At 56.1% G+C, this 15,855-nt stretch carries 16 protein-coding genes; 3 read left to right on the forward strand and 13 right to left on the reverse strand.

The window, feature by feature from the left end:
- Both ACTQV4_RS00065 and ACTQV4_RS00070 read right to left on the reverse strand, forming a co-directional pair.
- A complete protein-coding gene (locus tag ACTQV4_RS00065) occupies positions 1–219 on the reverse strand; it encodes a hypothetical protein (RefSeq protein WP_427729007.1) in 219 nt (72 codons plus the stop codon).
- Positions 220–239: 20 nt separating this feature from the next.
- On the reverse strand, positions 240–3,350 hold the full coding sequence (locus ACTQV4_RS00070) for a hypothetical protein (protein ID WP_441568941.1): 3,111 nt from the start codon (positions 3,348–3,350) through the stop codon (positions 240–242).
- Positions 3,351–3,563: 213 nt separating this feature from the next.
- Between ACTQV4_RS00070 and ACTQV4_RS00075 the strand changes: the two genes are divergently transcribed.
- Complete coding sequence (locus tag ACTQV4_RS00075; protein ID WP_441568943.1) at positions 3,564–4,571, forward strand: helix-turn-helix transcriptional regulator; 1,008 nt, start codon at positions 3,564–3,566, stop codon at positions 4,569–4,571.
- Entirely contained in the window at positions 4,558–5,475 is a 918-nt protein-coding gene (locus ACTQV4_RS00080; protein ID WP_441017036.1) for a helix-turn-helix transcriptional regulator, read from the forward strand. Before ACTQV4_RS00075 ends, ACTQV4_RS00080 begins: the two co-directional genes overlap by 14 nt.
- Here the strand turns inward: ACTQV4_RS00080 and ACTQV4_RS00085 are convergent.
- Both ACTQV4_RS00085 and ACTQV4_RS00090 read right to left on the reverse strand, forming a co-directional pair.
- Complete coding sequence (locus ACTQV4_RS00085; RefSeq protein ID WP_441568946.1) at positions 5,472–8,366, reverse strand: helicase C-terminal domain-containing protein; 2,895 nt, start codon at positions 8,364–8,366, stop codon at positions 5,472–5,474. The two genes, ACTQV4_RS00080 and ACTQV4_RS00085, sit on opposite strands and share 4 nt — an antisense overlap.
- Positions 8,360–9,325: a D-alanine--D-alanine ligase family protein gene (locus ACTQV4_RS00090; protein WP_427748142.1), complete on the reverse strand. Its 966-nt coding sequence runs from the start codon at positions 9,323–9,325 to the stop codon at positions 8,360–8,362. The genes ACTQV4_RS00085 and ACTQV4_RS00090 overlap by 7 nt, the downstream gene beginning before the upstream one ends.
- 85 nt (positions 9,326–9,410) lie before the next feature.
- On the opposite strand from ACTQV4_RS00090, the gene rlmN reads away from it, so the two are divergent.
- Positions 9,411–10,463 (forward strand): 23S rRNA (adenine(2503)-C(2))-methyltransferase RlmN, encoded by a 1,053-nt coding sequence (rlmN, locus tag ACTQV4_RS00095; RefSeq protein ID WP_441568948.1) that lies wholly within the window; start codon positions 9,411–9,413, stop codon positions 10,461–10,463.
- A 192-nt stretch (positions 10,464–10,655) separates the two neighbouring features.
- Here rlmN and ACTQV4_RS00100 read toward each other — a convergent pair whose 3' ends face one another.
- The 9 genes from ACTQV4_RS00100 to rpmH all read right to left on the reverse strand — a co-directional run bounded on the left by ACTQV4_RS00100 (position 10,656) and on the right by rpmH (position 15,691).
- A complete protein-coding gene (locus tag ACTQV4_RS00100) occupies positions 10,656–10,910 on the reverse strand; it encodes a hypothetical protein (RefSeq protein WP_441568950.1) in 255 nt (84 codons plus the stop codon).
- Positions 10,900–11,778: a ParB/RepB/Spo0J family partition protein gene (locus ACTQV4_RS00105; protein WP_441568951.1), complete on the reverse strand. Its 879-nt coding sequence runs from the start codon at positions 11,776–11,778 to the stop codon at positions 10,900–10,902. The genes ACTQV4_RS00100 and ACTQV4_RS00105 overlap by 11 nt, the downstream gene beginning before the upstream one ends.
- Positions 11,779–11,797: 19 nt before the next feature.
- On the reverse strand, positions 11,798–12,598 hold the full coding sequence (locus ACTQV4_RS00110; protein ID WP_441568953.1) for a ParA family protein: 801 nt from the start codon (positions 12,596–12,598) through the stop codon (positions 11,798–11,800).
- A 130-nt stretch (positions 12,599–12,728) separates the two neighbouring features.
- Positions 12,729–13,466 (reverse strand): 16S rRNA (guanine(527)-N(7))-methyltransferase RsmG, encoded by a 738-nt coding sequence (gene rsmG / locus ACTQV4_RS00115; protein ID WP_441568955.1) that lies wholly within the window; start codon positions 13,464–13,466, stop codon positions 12,729–12,731.
- A 96-nt stretch (positions 13,467–13,562) separates the two neighbouring features.
- Complete coding sequence (locus ACTQV4_RS00120; protein WP_154516793.1) at positions 13,563–14,132, reverse strand: Jag family protein; 570 nt, start codon at positions 14,130–14,132, stop codon at positions 13,563–13,565.
- Positions 14,133–14,176: 44 nt separating this feature from the next.
- Positions 14,177–14,947: a YidC/Oxa1 family membrane protein insertase gene (locus tag ACTQV4_RS00125; protein WP_427717906.1), complete on the reverse strand. Its 771-nt coding sequence runs from the start codon at positions 14,945–14,947 to the stop codon at positions 14,177–14,179.
- Positions 14,948–14,976: 29 nt separating this feature from the next.
- Entirely contained in the window at positions 14,977–15,201 is a 225-nt protein-coding gene (gene yidD, locus ACTQV4_RS00130; protein WP_154516787.1) for a membrane protein insertion efficiency factor YidD, read from the reverse strand.
- Complete coding sequence (gene rnpA / locus ACTQV4_RS00135) at positions 15,198–15,536, reverse strand: ribonuclease P protein component (RefSeq protein ID WP_154516785.1); 339 nt, start codon at positions 15,534–15,536, stop codon at positions 15,198–15,200. The genes yidD and rnpA overlap by 4 nt, the downstream gene beginning before the upstream one ends.
- A 20-nt stretch (positions 15,537–15,556) precedes the next feature.
- A complete protein-coding gene (rpmH, locus tag ACTQV4_RS00140; protein ID WP_019127408.1) occupies positions 15,557–15,691 on the reverse strand; it encodes a 50S ribosomal protein L34 in 135 nt (44 codons plus the stop codon).
- Between the last annotated feature and the right edge of the window lie 164 nt (positions 15,692–15,855).

The following is a 15,855-nucleotide window of genomic DNA, read 5'->3' on the forward strand; positions in this document are numbered from 1 at the left end:
CTATTCCGTAGACGCAGACCCGCCGTCAACAAGTTCCAGATCGCCATCCGAAATGCCGTCGGCACCCAAACTCTGCTCTTGCTCCACCTCTTCGCTCATCGTGGACCTGGGCGTCGACCCCTTAGCGCCCACGATATATGCGGCCCCCAGACCCATGGCGATGGCGATCAAAAACAGAACCACATAGACGGGCCAATGGCGTTTGATGTATGAAAACACGCTAACTCCTTAGAGGTCCGCTACGAACGGCGGATGACCTCGGTGACAACCTCGGACACCGTAGCGATGTTCGTCGGGTTGACGTTGTACGGCAAATCGTCTTCGGTGCGCGCGCAGGCAAGACGCGGGCCATCGACACCGGCAATTGTGAGGGCGCGACGGCTCGCCTCGAGCGCGGCATAGGCATCGGTCTTGGCATAGGGCATCTCAAACGCGCCACAATCAACGTGGAACGACTTGCACACCTTGCTGACCAGATTCATGATGCGGCGATCACCCTTGAGCAACTGTTGCTCGCCTTCGACCGTCACGACCGAAAGCCTACCGGCTCCAATGGACTCAAGATTGATAAAGAACACACCACGCAGCTTATCGCGATGGGCTTCGAGGAAGGCCTTCATACCGGCGCCGTCACAATCCGAGGCACCCGTTGCCACAAACCAGATATCGTGACCAAGCAGCTCGTCATCACCCATGGAGGCAACAGCCGAAAGCATGTCCTCGGCAGAAGCGCCGTCAGAAGAGGTGGCACCGCCCTTCCAGCCGTTATCATCGTCCTCAAAGTTATCCCAAGAGCCGATACCGCGGCCAGACTTCTTGGCATCGTAGTCATCCTCGACGCCCAGCCAGTCGCTCATGCTGTTCTGCTCATTCTTCTTTTTGCGTCCGAACAAGCCGCCCAGACCGCGCTTCTGAGGCTTTGCCTCCTTGGCGACGGGAGCCGAGATGGTTTCGATGGGCTGAGCGCCCGAAGAAACGGGCATGGAGGGGGCAACCGGTGCCGACGTGGGCTCGGGCCCCTGAGCCGTCGCGAAAGGATCGTCGGCCTGAGCCGAGGGGTCGGGGAGATCGAAGAGGGATGTGCGGGATGCGACGTTGGCCTGCTGCATCGAGGGCAGCGACGGATCGGGGACCGAGGCAAGCGGCGAAGAAGAAGGTGTGGGCACCGGAGCAGAAGCGGGATCGGGGATATTCATCTGCGGACGCGGTGCGGCCTTGGACGAAATCTGTGCCATGAGCGAATCAACCGTCTCGACCTGCACCGATGCGGGGTTGGCAACCGTGGAGCCGGGATCGCTCGGGGCAGGCATGGTAAAGATCTGCGTAGAGTACGGCCTGGACTCATCGGCGTTAGAAACCACCGGGGTCTCTTCTTGCTCAACGACGACCGTCGCGTCGGCTTCAATCTCGTCGGCGATGTTCGTCTCGGCGTCAACGTTCTCAACCTGCTCGGCATCGACACTCTCAGCCGGCTCGGCTTCGGGCGCCTCGATCTCATCTGCAGCATCCTGGGACTCATCGGAAACAGAAAGGGGCTCGGCGATGGCAGCACCCTGCTTCTCGAACGTTATCGTGGCATCGAAGTTCGCGGCGTCGAGCGTTTCGGTGGCGTCGATTGGCTGCTGGGCCTCGAAGGACGTCGTAGCCTCGGCGACCTCCGTCGCGGCAGGCTGCTCAGCCTCATGCTGTTCAAATTCCCGCGCCGCACGCTCACGCTCGGCCTCGGCAGCCTGCTGGTGGGCGATAGCCTCCTGCTCTGCCACCTCGCGCGCAGCGGCACGCTTTTCCTCAAGGTCGTCGACAAGTTTTTTACCCTTAGCGAGCGCGCCCTTAAAGAAGCTTGAAGCGCTAGCTCCAATCGAAGAGAACGCAGATGCTATATCGGCATGGGGCGTCGCGACCGGTAGATCGGCCGAAAAATCGGTATCGCTCTCATAGGAAACGCGCTGCGGATACTCATCGTAATCGCTGGCGGAATCGTCGTACACATCCTGAACCACCGGGGCGGGCGCAGCGGCGTCCGGCTCGGGTTCAGGGCTGGGCTCGGGTTCCGTCTTGGGCTCGGTATCGACGACGGGCTCGTCGGCAGGCGCGGCGACAGGTTCAACCGAAGCAGGCTCGGGATCGATCGTCGGCTCCTCGCCCTCTTCGTAATCAAGCGTGCACGACTCGGGAAGCATCCCCAGGGCACGAATGGCATCAGAACCAAAGCGAATATTACCGGCAGCATTGCGATACAGCTTGGGCTCGGGCTCGCTCGGCTCGGCGACAGCGGGCGCCCCAATCGACTCGACGGCATCCTCATCCGCGACCGGCTCGGCAGCAACCTCGGCTTCAGCCTGAGCCTCGGGAGCAATGACACCAATCAGGGTTTCGTCAGCTGAGGCACCCTCAAAGCCATCGATCTGTTCGTCAAAAACTTCGCCCTGCTCGGATTCGGGAGCGATCGGCTGGCCAAACTCGTCCTCGTTGTAGGAGGGTTCTTCGTACTCGATCGTGTTGCCGTAGTCGTTTTGCTGCTGGGCAGCGGCATACTCAGCCGCCGCGCGCGCCATCTCCTCGGCACGACGCTTTTGCTCACCAAAATAGTCATCAAACGGAATGTCGTTGGGGAACTCGTTTTCGCCCTGGTAAGGGGCAACGTTATCCATGACACCGAGCATCGCGGCTACAGAAGACTTATTGCAGACCGCACCGGACGTATAGGGAAGAACAAAACGGTTGGCAATGATATTGGCCGCGTTGGCGAGCGCCACAAGAGAGGCGAGGATCGCAACGATCCAAAGAAGAACCTTCAGAGCGCCGGGGAGCGGCAGTATACGCAGAATGGCGACGGCAGCGGGGACAATCGTGGCGACCGGCAGCATCTTGGCGATGAGCGCGCGATACGGCGCGTACGGTTCGCGAGCGAGGAGCTCGGCACGCGGAGAATCGTAATGGGCGACAACAACCACCGGACGGTTGCGCGGAGATGCAAGCGGACCTGTGGCCTTGTGATAGGCAATGACATTTTGACTCACGCCCGTCTTGCCCAGGCGAGAGATAACAGGGCGACCGGTACGCTCGAGTACATACAGCACGGCACCGGCGATGGCCAGCAGAACACCGATTAAGCCGATGCTGCCGCCAATACCCATAAGCAGGGCGCCGGCAAAAGACAGGATGCCTGTGACGGCAAATGCCAGCCTGCTGGGTGCAGGAGCGTTAAATTCCTGGACTTCGGGATCAAAGCCATGATTGCGGAAGATCTGGGCGATATCCTCGGCAGCCAAACGCTCTTCTTCGCTGCACGCCGGCGTGATGCCCGTGCCCTGCAGCAGGTGATTGATATAGTTCTGGGTGTTCGCCATGTGCGCTCCACATCCATAATCCGACAAATAGGCCCAATGCTTGCACATTAGAACCGTATATAGTCGAAAGTATACCCCGTGCGAACGCAATCGGCCGAAATCTGGGCATCTTAACGCACTGAGCGGACAAGGATATAGCCTAATCTCCATATCGGATTAAAATCATGGCATCAAATAACCTTCCCATGCGAGGATTCTATGACGGTAAGCGATATGACCGCGACAAACAAAACAAATGCGCCAGAACCCGGTTTCGACAAAACCGCCCAGCGTATCCTCAACCTTTTCTTTGTCCTCAACAGTTCCCCCGAGCCCTTAACTACCGAGCAGATCGTGCTGGATTCTGACCTAGGCTACGGATCGGGCAACGTCGACTCGGATAAGCGAAAATTTCGCCGCGACCGCGACAAGCTGCTCGAGCGGGGCATTGTGATCAAGGAAGTTCGCGCCGCGGGTGCCCAGGAGACCGAGGAGAGCGCCTGGACAATCGACCGTGAGCATACGTTTGCCGCGGGCGGCTTGATCACCGCAGACGATGCCGACATTCTGCTAAACGCTATCGATCAGACCCTCACCACGGGCTCTTCGGCCTTTGCGACCCCGCTCGCCGACATACGCTCCAAAATTGCCTATCTTGCCGGCGAGACGAATACGGCCGAGCCCCCCGTTGTTCACTCGCCGACGGTCGATGCGGTATGGAGCGCGTTTGCCGACCGATGCGCGCTGCGTTTTTTGTATCAAAACGGACGGGGTGAGCAACGACAACGCACTGTTTGCGTCTACGGCATGTTCGAGCGCGAAGGAACGGCCTACTTTTGCGGCCTAGATGACGCCACCGGAAAAATCAGAACCTTTCGCTGCGATCGCATCATTCGTGCGTGGCGTCCATCGCGGGCCTACGCCATTCCCGCAGACTTCAATCTCAACGATTACCTCTTCTTTGAATTCGATTTCTCCGATTGCCAGCCCGTCACGGCAACTTTCTCGTTTGCTCCGCAGGCTCAATCCGACATGGTCCACGGCCTCACACGTGGGCGAGGAAGGCTCGAGCACGCCAAAGACGGCTGGACCTGGACCGTTGACGTTCGCGACCTGAATGCGGCGGCGTCATTTTGCATGGAACACAGTGTTGACGGTATGAGGCCCGTAGCGCCCAACGAACTCAAGCAGGCGTGGAACCGCCTCATCGAAAGGACAGTGAGCGCTCATGGCCGTGCGTAAGCTCACCAGCGAACAAAGGCTCTCGCGCTCCATTGACATTATGGAGGCACTCTATGCCGCCGGCGAGGCGGGCATGACGCGAGACGAAATCTGCAGTCGCTTCGATATCTCCGGAGCTTCGCTCGACGAGATCATCGGCATCATCTCGACGCTCGCAGACCGCGAATCGGGCGCGCGCATCATTTGCGAATGCCGCGATGAACGTGTGGTTCTCATCGGCGATGCGGGCCGTGTGCTGCCGCTTCGCCTGAGTGCCGCCGAGGGCGCCGTACTCAACCATGAATTGGAGTCGCTCGGAATCGAAGAGTGCGCGGCGGCGCGCATCCGGCGCGCACTCCTTCCGGCGGAACTCGGATACAACCAACGCGTTGACGATACCGTCGCCCGCGGATCTTATTGGCAGCAACTCTGCTGTGCAATTCAGGATGGCGTGCGATGCCTCGTCACCTACCGCTCCCTGGACGACCAGCATCCACGCAGGCGATTGATCGACCCCCTAAAGATCACGACCAACGGCGACCAAACGTACCTGATTGCCTGGGATGTCGAGGCAGACGGGCAGCGCTCCTACCGTATGGACAAGATCGAGGAGCTTCTGCTGACGGAAGACTCCGTCGTGCGTCACACGACCGAAACCACGTCCCTGCACGATTCCCTTGCACAGGCAAGCCAGAGCGTTAAGCTCCTGATGCCGCTCGATATGGCAGAACGCGTGAGGTGGGCAGGTATCAGGTCAATTAAAGCCGATGGGGAGGGTACGGCAAGCGTGACCGTTTCCTATAGCTCCGAAAACTGGCTGTTTAGCCAGATTATCGCAGCGGGCGGAGCCATCCGCATCGCAGACGACCCCGCCCTTTCAAAGCGCCTATGTGATGCCGCTGAGGCACTGGCCTTCCGTTCTTAGCGATGGCGTTCGTGCGCTTGGCGCCATAACTGAAGATAGTGGCCGATCTGCGCCGTTTCGATGCGCTGATACGAGCTCGTAGGCAGCGATGTCAGAAATTTCTTGCCGTAACCCTTCGTCACCAGACGCGGGTCGGCCAAAATCAACACGCCGCAATCGGTCGATGAACGAATCAGGCGACCGGCCGCCTGCTTGACCTCGAGAACCGCCTCGGGCAGCGAGTAGCGTACCCAGGCGCGGTCCTCGCGCAGATTGCGCTCGCACGAGAGAGGATCGGTGGGGCTCGAGAATGGCAGCTTGGGGATAATGACGCATCTCAGCGTCTCGCCGCTGGCATCGAAGCCCTCCCAAAAAGCCTTGAGAGCAAAGAGCGACGAGGTCGACTCGTTGATAAAGCGATCGCGCAAGCGACGGGGAGACGAATTGCGCTGCTGGCAATTGAGTTCCAGGCCGGCACGCGCCAGCTTGGGCTCAACCCGAGCATACAGGTCTTCCATATCGCGGCGATTGGTGAACAGCGTGAGCACCGACCCGCCCATGGCAAGATGGGCATCGACCAATACGCGCTCGAGCGCGGATAGATAGCCCTCGCGGTCGCGAGGGTCGGGAATGTCCCCCGCCACGACTACGGCCATGTTCGAATCGAAGTCATAGCTCGAATCCAGATGTAGTGACGAGGATGCCGAAGCGCCAATGCGATCGAGGCCTACGGCATGGTTAAAGTGCTCAAAGCTCTTGGACACCGTCATGGTTGCCGAGGCAAAGATGGCCGTATGCACCTCGGGCAGCCACTCGTTCGCCAGGGCCTCGCCGATGTCGATGCGCTCGGCGGTCATGGATTCTCCGCCCGCACGTAGGCGGCGGTTGACCTGCAGCGAGTACGCATAATGCTCGTCGGTGCCGTCAATGATGAGCTTGAGGTTCTCGGCCAGCTCGTGCAGACGGCGCGAAATATCGCCCAGGTCGACGACGACCTCGGGTTTATCGGCAGCGACAGCCTGCACCAGCGCGGCAACATTTTTATCCGCCTGCTCCAGGGCATCGATAGCAGCGCTGGCAGACTGCAAGAAGTCATGCCAGTCATCCGACTCGCGCAACTCGGGGCCAATCCACAGATTTGCGCTGTCATAGCCACCGCGGGCGCGACGGCCGAGCTCACGCACGCCGTCAAACACCTCGGCGAGTGCCATGCTCGCGCGTGCGACCGTAGACGTCGCCTTCGCGGTGAGCCCCAGATAAAGCGTGGAGCCTTCGGATGTCGCCAAATCACGAGATACCTGGCTCAATGCACCGGAGCTCGACCCGCCAAGGCGCTCAAATAGCACGCGAGATTCGTCTGCCGAGACCACGCGCGCCCACTGGCGGCGCGCCTCGCGCTCGATGGAATGGGCCTCGTCGATTACCCAGTGGCGGATGGGAGGCAAAATTCTCCCTTCGGCCGCAACGTTGCGAAACAGCAGGGAATGATTTGTGACCACGATATCGGCATGCGCCGCGCGACGACGGGCACCGTGGACGAGGCATTTATCGGGGAAGAACGGACACAGGCGGCGAGCGCATTCGCGCGAGGCCGTCGTAAAGTCGGGACGGTTGACGCTGCGCCAGCGAATGCCGAGCGAATCGAGGTCACCATCGGCAGATTGGCACACATACGCCATGATCACCGCAACCGCTGTGAGCGTGTCGGCAGGATCGCGCTTGGTGGTAATCTCGGTCTGACTTCGGCTCATGCGCTCGAGTTTGCGCAGGCACGGATAGTGGTCATATCCCTTGAGCGCACAGAATGACAAGCCTCCGTCCAGCTGTTCGGCGAGTTTTGGCAGCTCGTGGTACATAAGCTGATCGGCAAGATTATTCGATTTGGTCGCAATGCCAACGGTAATGTTGTTTCGGCGGGCGGCCTCGGCAAAGGGCACGAGATACGCCATCGATTTACCGACGCCCGTACCGGCCTCTATCACGCGATGCGTATCCGTAACCAACGCGTCGCGTACCTCGAGCGCCATGGCAATCTGCTCGTCGCGCGGCTCATATGTGGGATACATGCGGCTGACTAGGCCACCAGGGGCATAATCCGCCTCAATCTCTTCGCGACTCGGCATGTTAAGAACCGGCAGCTCGTCGGCATCCACGCGATCATCGGCGCGATCGGCCTTGAGCACGTCGGCGCGGGCGGCGGCAAGCGAGAAAATCGAGCCGGGGTTTTGACCTGCCAAAAACGAGAAAATGGGACGATAGGACCAAGGAACATCCGCGTGCATATCCGCCAGACGCGCCATAAGGCCCTGCGGCAAGTCCGTAAGGGCAACCAGCAGCACGCGCCACACCCCACACAGGGCATCGACATCGGCATTTGCACGGTGCGACACGGAGTCGCAGCCAAACAGATCGGCCATAAAGGACAACTTGTGCGATGCCAGGCGCGGCAGCGCGATACGGGACAGCGCCAGCGAATCGATCCAGATGTCGCTGACGTTGACACCGCCCTTGACCGATTCGATGAATGATCGGTCAAACGTGGCATTGTGCGCGATAACCGGGCACCCTCCCACAAAATCGGCGAGCGCAGCCACGGCCTCTACAGCCGAGGGGGCATCGGCCACATCGGCGTTTGTGATGCTTGTGAGCTCAGTGATTTCGGCAGGGATCAGCTGCTTGGGATGCACAAACGTGTCAAAGCGGTCAACGACCTCGCGGCCCGAAAGACGGGCCGCGGAAATCTCGATAAGCTCGTTGTCCTGGACCGAAAGACCCGTGGTCTCGGTATCGAGGACGATAACATCCTCCTCGATAAGTCCAAACGATTGTGTGCGGGCACGCTCGGCAAGCGTTGCATAGGAATCAATGACAAACTGCGGCGTTCCAGGAGATACAGCATCCTCGATTAGCATGCAATGCCCGCTCGACGGAGACCCATGCGAATCAGACTGTCACAGACCTGCGGGAAGGTCATGTCTTTGGTATGACGAATCTCGTCCGGATACAGCGACGTATCGGTCATACCGGGAATCGTATTGGTCTCGAGGATGACGGGGCCGTCCTCGCTCACGATAAAATCGCTGCGCGAAATGCCCAGACAGCCGAGGGCTTTGTGGGCCGCACAGGCTAGTTCCTGGGCACGAGCATAGTTTTCGGGCGAAATCTGCGCCGGAATACGGTGGATATCCGTGGGATCGACGTACTTCACATCCAGGTCGTAGAACTCACAGTCCTCAGGCTTGCGAATCTCGACGATCGGCAGGGCGCGCACGTCATCCTCGCCGTAGACGCCTACGGTAATCTCGGTTCCCTCGATGCACTTTTCGACCAGCACCTTATCGCCGTACTCAAAGGCCTTGGCGATGGCGGCAGGCAGCTCAGAGGGCTCGTGTACCAGGGAGATACCGTAGCTGGAGCCGTTGACGGCGGGCTTTACAAAGCAACGCTCGCCGCAAATCTCAACGATGCGATCGATATCGACCTCGTCGCCCGCCTCAAGCGCCAAACCGGGGGCAATGGGGATGCCTGCCTTGGCATACAGAAGCTTTGAAACCTCTTTATCGGCGCCACACGCGCTGGCGAGCACACCCGACGCCGTATAGGGGATACCCAGCGTCTCCATGGCTCCCTGCATGGCGCCATCCTCGCCGCCGGCGCCGTGCATGGCGATAAACGCCACGTCAAAATCGCCAGTTGCCATAGTCACCATAAAATCATCGGCAGCCGTATCGAGCAGCTCCACCGAAGTGTAGCCAGCCTCCTTTAGGGCCACCACGACGTTCTTTCCCGAATTGAGCGAAATCTCGCGCTCGGCGGAATGGCCGCCCGCCAAGACCGCTACGTGCATGTTCTCTAGGCTTTTACCCGGCATGGGCAGACTCCTCCTCTATGGTTTCTGCAGCTGATACCATATTGTAGCGATACCCCCTACGTTTCCCCAAAATCGAAAGGCTTCCATGAATCCCAGGACTAAATCTCAGGACATTCGCGACTTGAGCCAAAACGATATTCGCGAGCTCGTGGCCGAACTCGGCCAGCCCGCTTTCCGCGCGAAGCAGCTCATTGAATGGGTTTTTGAGAAGAACGTTTGTTCGTTTGACGATATGACCAACCTTCCCAAGGCTTTCCGCGAGCAGTTAAAGGAGGCATTTGCCTTCGACACGCCGACCGAGCTCACCAAGCAGGTGTCCAAGGACGGCTCTCGTAAATACCTACTCGAGTACCACGATGGCATTTCTGTCGAGACCGTCGGCATGCCCCGTCGTAACAAGCTCTCTGTCTGCGTATCCACCCAAGCCGGCTGCGGAATGGGCTGTGCTTTATGCGCTACCGGTCTCAACGGCCTCAGGCGCTCGCTGACCGCCCAGGAAATCGTCGACCAGGTACTTCACGTTTCCAATGACTTTGGCGAGCGCGCGACAAGCGTAGTGTTCATGGGCCAGGGCGAGCCTTTTGCCAACTACGATGAGGTTCTTAAGGCGCTGCGCATCCTTAATGACCCCGACGGTATCGGCATTGGAGCGCGCCATCTCACCGTGTCTACCAGCGGTGTTATCCCTGGCATCCGTAAGTTTGCCGACATTCCCGAGCAGTTCACCCTAGCTGTCTCGCTGCACTCCGCCATCCAGTCCACACGCAATAAGCTCATGCCCGGAGTCAAGAAGTACACACTCCTGCGCCTTCACGAGGCACTGCAGCTCTACACCGAGAAGACCGGCCGCCGTCCGACGTACGAATATGCCATGATCGAGGGCGTCAACGACACCAACCCCGAAATGCAGGCGCTCTGCGACTTCTGTGAGGGCACGCTATGCCACGTCAACCTTATTCAGCTCAACGATATTGAGGGCAGCCCGCTCAAGCCGTCACCGATCCATAAGGTAGAAGACCTTCAACGCCGTCTTGAGTCCCGTGGTATCGAGACCACGATCCGCAACTCCCGCGGCAACGATATCGATGCGGCTTGTGGCCAACTCAAGCAGCGTTTCAAAGTTCAGAAGAACGCGTAGGGGCGACCAGCCCAAACGTTTCATGTGAAACATCAGAAAGCCCCGGTTGCTTAATTGCAACCGGGGCTGTTTCATATTCATCGATTATCTGCATCATACGATTGTCCAGCATGATTTAGGACGATATTAGGGATCCCTGTACTGGTGATCAGACAAGGAACCCTTCAGAATAGATAAGTCATTGTTAGGTACCTAAAAGCCTACATTTTCCCATTGATGATTAACCCAATCTTGGTTGATCTTGGGATTCTTAGTCATCTGAGCCGTACGCATGGCAACGTCCTCGGTCATAACATCCATTTTCTTTTTTGAGATATCAACGATATCCTGCGCTCCGCGAAGTAAACGACCACGCAATTCATCATCTGTCGCAATCTTATAACCGGCAAAAGCGCCAACTGCAACAGTAGCAGCCAAAGCGACAGCAGTCAGAACTTTATTCCTCATCCTGACCTCCTTGATCAAACTGAATGATTTCGCCAAGAATGCGAGAGAGTTCCTCTTCATCCTTAAATTCAATCTCGATCTTGTTCTTGCCGCGCGAGCTCTTTACGCGAACGTTCGTGTTAAACACCTGACGCAGAACGCGTGCCGCCTTCTTAAAAGACTGAGGCGTTGCGGTTCGAGGCGTTTTTGGTGTCTCTCCGGCAGAAAACAACGGAGCAAGATTTTCTGTCGCGCGGACGGACAATCCTTCCGCAACAACCTTCTCAGCTAATTTAATGCGTGCATCTTCGTATGGAACTGCAAGAATTGCACGAGCATGGCCAGCAGTCAGCTTACCTTCAAAGATCATCTGCTGAACAACCTCTGGAAGATCAAGTAGGCGCAGCGAATTGGTGATTGCAGAGCGAGATTTGCTAACAGCCTTCGACAAGGCCTCTTGAGTCATACTACTCGCATCGATGAGCTGTCGATATCCCTTAGCCTCTTCGACGGGATTGAGATCAGAGCGTTGCAGATTTTCAATCAATGCAAGCGCAAGCATCTGTTCATCATCAACATCTTTTATGATGACAGGAACTTCCTCAAGTCCAGCGAGCTTAGAAGCCTGATAACGGCGCTCACCCGCGATAATCTCATAACCATTATCGTGCTTGCGTACAAGAAGCGGCTGAAGAACGCCATGCTCCTGAATCGACTCACTCAACTCTCGAAGCTCGGTCTCATTAAAATGAATTCGGGGTTGGTTGGGGTTTGGAACGATATCTTCGATTGGAAGTTTAGTTTCCGAAGCAGTATTGGATGCGGACGTCGCAGATCCACCGGTCTCATATTCTGCTTCGGAGACCAATGCATTGAGTCCGCGACCCAAACCGCCACGCTTCCTAGGACTAGGCACGCTTGATCACCTCTTTGGCAAGGTTCATATACGCCTTTGCACCTTTATTTTGTGGCGCATATGTAATTACCGGCTCACCGAACGACGGTGCTTCTGATATTTTAACCGTACGCGGAATCAAGGTTTTAAATGCCTTATCACCAAAGTACGACTGCACTTCTTCGACAACTTGATTTGAGAGCGATGTGCGCGAATCATACATCGTCATAAGCACACCATAGGTATCAAGGCTCTTATTCAGGCGTGTTTTGACCATCTTCATCGACTCAAGCAGCTTCGTGACACCTTCTAGTGCGTAATACTCGCACTGAATTGGAATCAGAACACTGTCTGCCGCCGTCAACGCATTAATGGTCAACAAGCCAAGTGAAGGCGGACAGTCAATAAATATGAAGTCAAACTCATCCTTAACAGGCTCAAGCAGATCCTTCAAGCGCGTTTCTCGTGCAATCGCGCTTACAAGCTCAATTTCGGCACCTGCAAGCTGGATAGTAGCCGGAATTACAAATACCTTACTGCAATTTGTATCCAGAACAAGCGATTCTGCCGGAACATCATTCAGCAATGCATCATAGATGCAGTTATCGAGTTCTTCTTTTTCGATTCCAAAGCCGCTCGTGCTATTACCCTGTGGATCAAAATCGACAATCAGCGTCTTTCGACCCTGTTCACCCAGTGCTGCTGCAAGGTTTACAGCTGTGGTGGACTTACCCACACCACCCTTTTGATTGATGATTGCAATGATACGCGTGTCTTTTCCGCTCTTTGAACGCTTAACGTCGCGAAATCCCACGGTCCCTCCTGGTGTATTTTAAGCTGTTAAACGGAGGATGTTTCACGTGAAACATTCCGATTCATCATCTGTTATGTTTCACGTGAAACATAACAAGTAATTACTATCCATTATGTTTCACGTGAAACATCTAGGCAAGCGGATTCTTCTTCGCCATGCCATTAGCACGTGGAAGCGAAATAGCTGCCGGACGAGATTTTTTTAGAATGATAAACTCGCGATGACCCAAGCCATTTGGCAAATCTAAGTCATCCGTCATAAGTGTGGTGAACCCACATATACTAGCGGCAGTTAGACCAGACTGAAGTTCGATGTCTGATGGGTTACCCTTAGTAATAACAAAGAGACCGCTATCTATTAGAAATGGTGAAGCATACTCGACGAGAACTGGTAACGGTGCGAGTGCACGAGCAGTAACAACAGCAAACTGTTTCTTATGGCTTCGGGCATATTCTTCAAGACGATCATGAACCGCATGAGCATGCTTGAGACCGAGAGCCTCAACAAATGAGTTGACGGCATCAACCTTCTTGCCAACCGAATCGATATAGGTAGCCTTACGTCCGCTAGCAATTGTCAAAGGGATACCAGGAAACCCAGCACCAGTACCCATGTCTAACAAAGCGCCTTCTGGAGCTATGTCTATATAGGGAAGCAACACTAGCGAATCAAGAATATGAAGAACAGCCGCATCTTCGATATTTAGGATGCGCGTAAGATTGGTGGTCTTATTAGCCTCCAAAACAAGATCAAGATGCTCAATACAGGAGCGTAGGGCATCATTGGAGACCTTCAAAGAATAGTCTTCGCAATACGAAATTAGACGACTAAGCATCTGGCTTGTCTGCTCATCGGTTAGTACAAACAAGACAAACTCCTATCTGACAAAAATCAGTGTATCAAGAACTTTTGACAAAAAAAGGGGCCGTGGAAACCACGCCCCCTTAAGATAAGCTCGTTTAGGTTATCGAGCAACAATCACAACATGACGATCGGGGTCAGAACCCTCAGAATGCGTGTCGACGGCATCGTTGCCGCGAAGAGCAATATGAACCAGACGGCGCTCGTAGGCATTCATGGGAGGAAGCGAAACGCTTTTGTGAGTGCGCACTGCCCGCTCGGCAGCAGACTGAGCCATAGAGGCAACCTTGTCCTGGCGGCGGCTCTTATATCCCTCGACGTCGACGACGACCGGATACCTAAAGCCTAGCTTGCGGCTCACCAACAGCGAGAACATAACCTGAAGGGCATCAAGGGTGCGTCCATGACGACCAATAAGGACGGCAAGGTCGGGAGCCGTTACATCAAGAATCAGTTCGCCCTCGTCGCCCTCATACTCATCGATAGGAGAGTTGGCGGCGTCGAAATGCGAAAGGATGGAACGAAGAATAGAAATCGCAACATCGGCAATGGTGTCGAGCTCTTCATCCGTAAGCTCTTCACCAGCCTTGTAGCGCTGTGCAATCTCGAGATAATCGCCCGCGGCCTGCGGGGCAACCTCCTCAAGCATATCCTCGACGATCTCTTCAGACATAACGTACTCCAAAAGTTAGGTACCTAAATAAGATTACTATACCGCTACTTCTTCTTGTGCGGGCGCGGCTTCTTCTCGCGACGCGTGACCTCAACCTGCAGCGGGGCGTTCTTAAGACGCTCCTCCTCTTCGGCCTTAGCCTTCTCGATAACCTTCTGCGTCACAAAGATCTGCTGGATGACCTGCCAGGCAGAAGACACGTCGTAGTACAAAAGAACACCAACGGGAAGGCTCCAACCCATCCAGAGCATCATGACGGTCATGACGACGGCCATCATGCGCATGCTCTGGGCCTGCTGACCAGTCTGATTGCGCGACATGTACAGCTGCGGAATCAGGGTCAGGACAGCAAACAGAATCAGGCAAACCAGCGCAGGCAGTGCGACCATAAAGCCATCGGCAAAAGAGGCACTCGGCGTGGTAGTCAGATCGGGCAGAATGTTGAAGAACGAGAAGGTGCCCTCGTTAAAGTAATGCGGCAGGTTGCGCAGAAGCGTAAACAGGGCGATGAGGATAGGCATCTGAATCAGAAGCGGCAGGCAGCCGGACAGCGGATTGAACTTGTTCTCGCTGTAGAACTTCTGCATCTCCTCGGCCTGACGTTGGGGATCGTCGGCGTAGCGCTCCTGGATCTCGAGCATCTTTGGCTGCAGCACCTGCATACGGGCCGTCGACTTGGTCGACTTGAGCATGAGCGGCGTCAGCAGCAGACGGACGATGACCACCAGGATAATGATGGACAGGCCCCAGTCGACCGCAAAGGTCTGGATGAGCTTGAGCAGCTCGAAAAGGATGTTAACGATCCAATCCCACATGTAATTTTTCCTCCGATAGCGAGTGCCCGCTAGGGCACAGGGTCATAACCGCCGACGTGCAGGGGATTGCAGCGAGCGATGCGCCTCACGGCAAGCCAGCAGCCTCTACAAACACCGTATTTCTCGATAGCCTGGACGGCGTAATGAGAACACGTTGGATAATAAATGCAGGCGTCAGGCAATAAGGGCGAAATAACCTGTTGATATATGCGAATAGGAGCGATGGCAACACGTCGCAAAACGTGATTGCTCATCGCTCCTCCCCGGCAACGCCGGCGCGTATCACAAGCGAACGCAATGCCTCGTTCATCTCCTCCGGCGACGAGATCCTCGTCTTGGGGGTCGCGAACAAGATGATGTCATAACCCGCAACGGGAAATCCGCAGCTGCGGGCGGCCTCGCGCATCACACGCTTAGAACGATTGCGCACAACTGCGCAACCGAGTCGTTTAGCACCAACGAAGGCGACCCTTCCAGAGTCGCCTTCGCCAACCGATTCACATATGGTCATTCGAATCAGAGGATGATTGAAACGACGCCCCTGACTGAACACATGCTCGAAATCTTGCCGAGACTTAATAGTCTTCATGCGAGATGTGTGTATCGCTGCTAGACAGTGAGACGCTTGCGGCCCTTGGCGCGGCGACGGGCGAGCACGGCACGACCACCCTTGGTGGCCATACGGGCACGGAAGCCATGGGTCTTGGCACGCTTACGCTTATTAGGCTGATACGTACGCTTCATCTTAAGTTCCTCCTGCTGCATTTCGAGTGTCCGCGAGGGCGCGGACGCAGATATAGACACGTGAGCTTGAAGATTGTAGGGAAATCAATGTTCAAATGTCAAGAAATCAAAGGTAAAAGGTTGCGCAGTTCACACGGTTCCGCCATAAGCCGGATGAGTTTTTG

The sequence above is a fragment of the Collinsella sp. LCP19S3_B11 genome, assembly GCF_052121915.1.
Lineage (GTDB): Bacteria > Actinomycetota > Coriobacteriia > Coriobacteriales > Coriobacteriaceae > Collinsella.

What these genes read in the sequence shown, in the direction of transcription:
- rlmN (WP_441568948.1), top strand. Translation starts at nt 9,411, where the DNA reads ATGAATCCCAGGACTAAATCTCAGGACATTCGCGACTTGAGCCAAAAC.
- rpmH (WP_019127408.1), bottom strand. Translation starts at nt 15,691, where the DNA reads ATGAAGCGTACGTATCAGCCTAATAAGCGTAAGCGTGCCAAGACCCAT.
- ACTQV4_RS00080 (WP_441017036.1), top strand. Translation starts at nt 4,558, where the DNA reads ATGGCCGTGCGTAAGCTCACCAGCGAACAAAGGCTCTCGCGCTCCATT.
- ACTQV4_RS00085 (WP_441568946.1), bottom strand. Translation starts at nt 8,366, where the DNA reads ATGCTAATCGAGGATGCTGTATCTCCTGGAACGCCGCAGTTTGTCATT.
- rnpA (WP_154516785.1), bottom strand. Translation starts at nt 15,536, where the DNA reads ATGAAGACTATTAAGTCTCGGCAAGATTTCGAGCATGTGTTCAGTCAG.
- ACTQV4_RS00090 (WP_427748142.1), bottom strand. Translation starts at nt 9,325, where the DNA reads ATGCCGGGTAAAAGCCTAGAGAACATGCACGTAGCGGTCTTGGCGGGC.
- ACTQV4_RS00120 (WP_154516793.1), bottom strand. Translation starts at nt 14,132, where the DNA reads ATGTCTGAAGAGATCGTCGAGGATATGCTTGAGGAGGTTGCCCCGCAG.
- yidD (WP_154516787.1), bottom strand. Translation starts at nt 15,201, where the DNA reads ATGAGCAATCACGTTTTGCGACGTGTTGCCATCGCTCCTATTCGCATA.
- ACTQV4_RS00100 (WP_441568950.1), bottom strand. Translation starts at nt 10,910, where the DNA reads ATGAGGAATAAAGTTCTGACTGCTGTCGCTTTGGCTGCTACTGTTGCA.
- ACTQV4_RS00070 (WP_441568941.1), bottom strand. Translation starts at nt 3,350, where the DNA reads ATGGCGAACACCCAGAACTATATCAATCACCTGCTGCAGGGCACGGGC.
- ACTQV4_RS00075 (WP_441568943.1), top strand. Translation starts at nt 3,564, where the DNA reads ATGACCGCGACAAACAAAACAAATGCGCCAGAACCCGGTTTCGACAAA.
- ACTQV4_RS00125 (WP_427717906.1), bottom strand. Translation starts at nt 14,947, where the DNA reads ATGTGGGATTGGATCGTTAACATCCTTTTCGAGCTGCTCAAGCTCATC.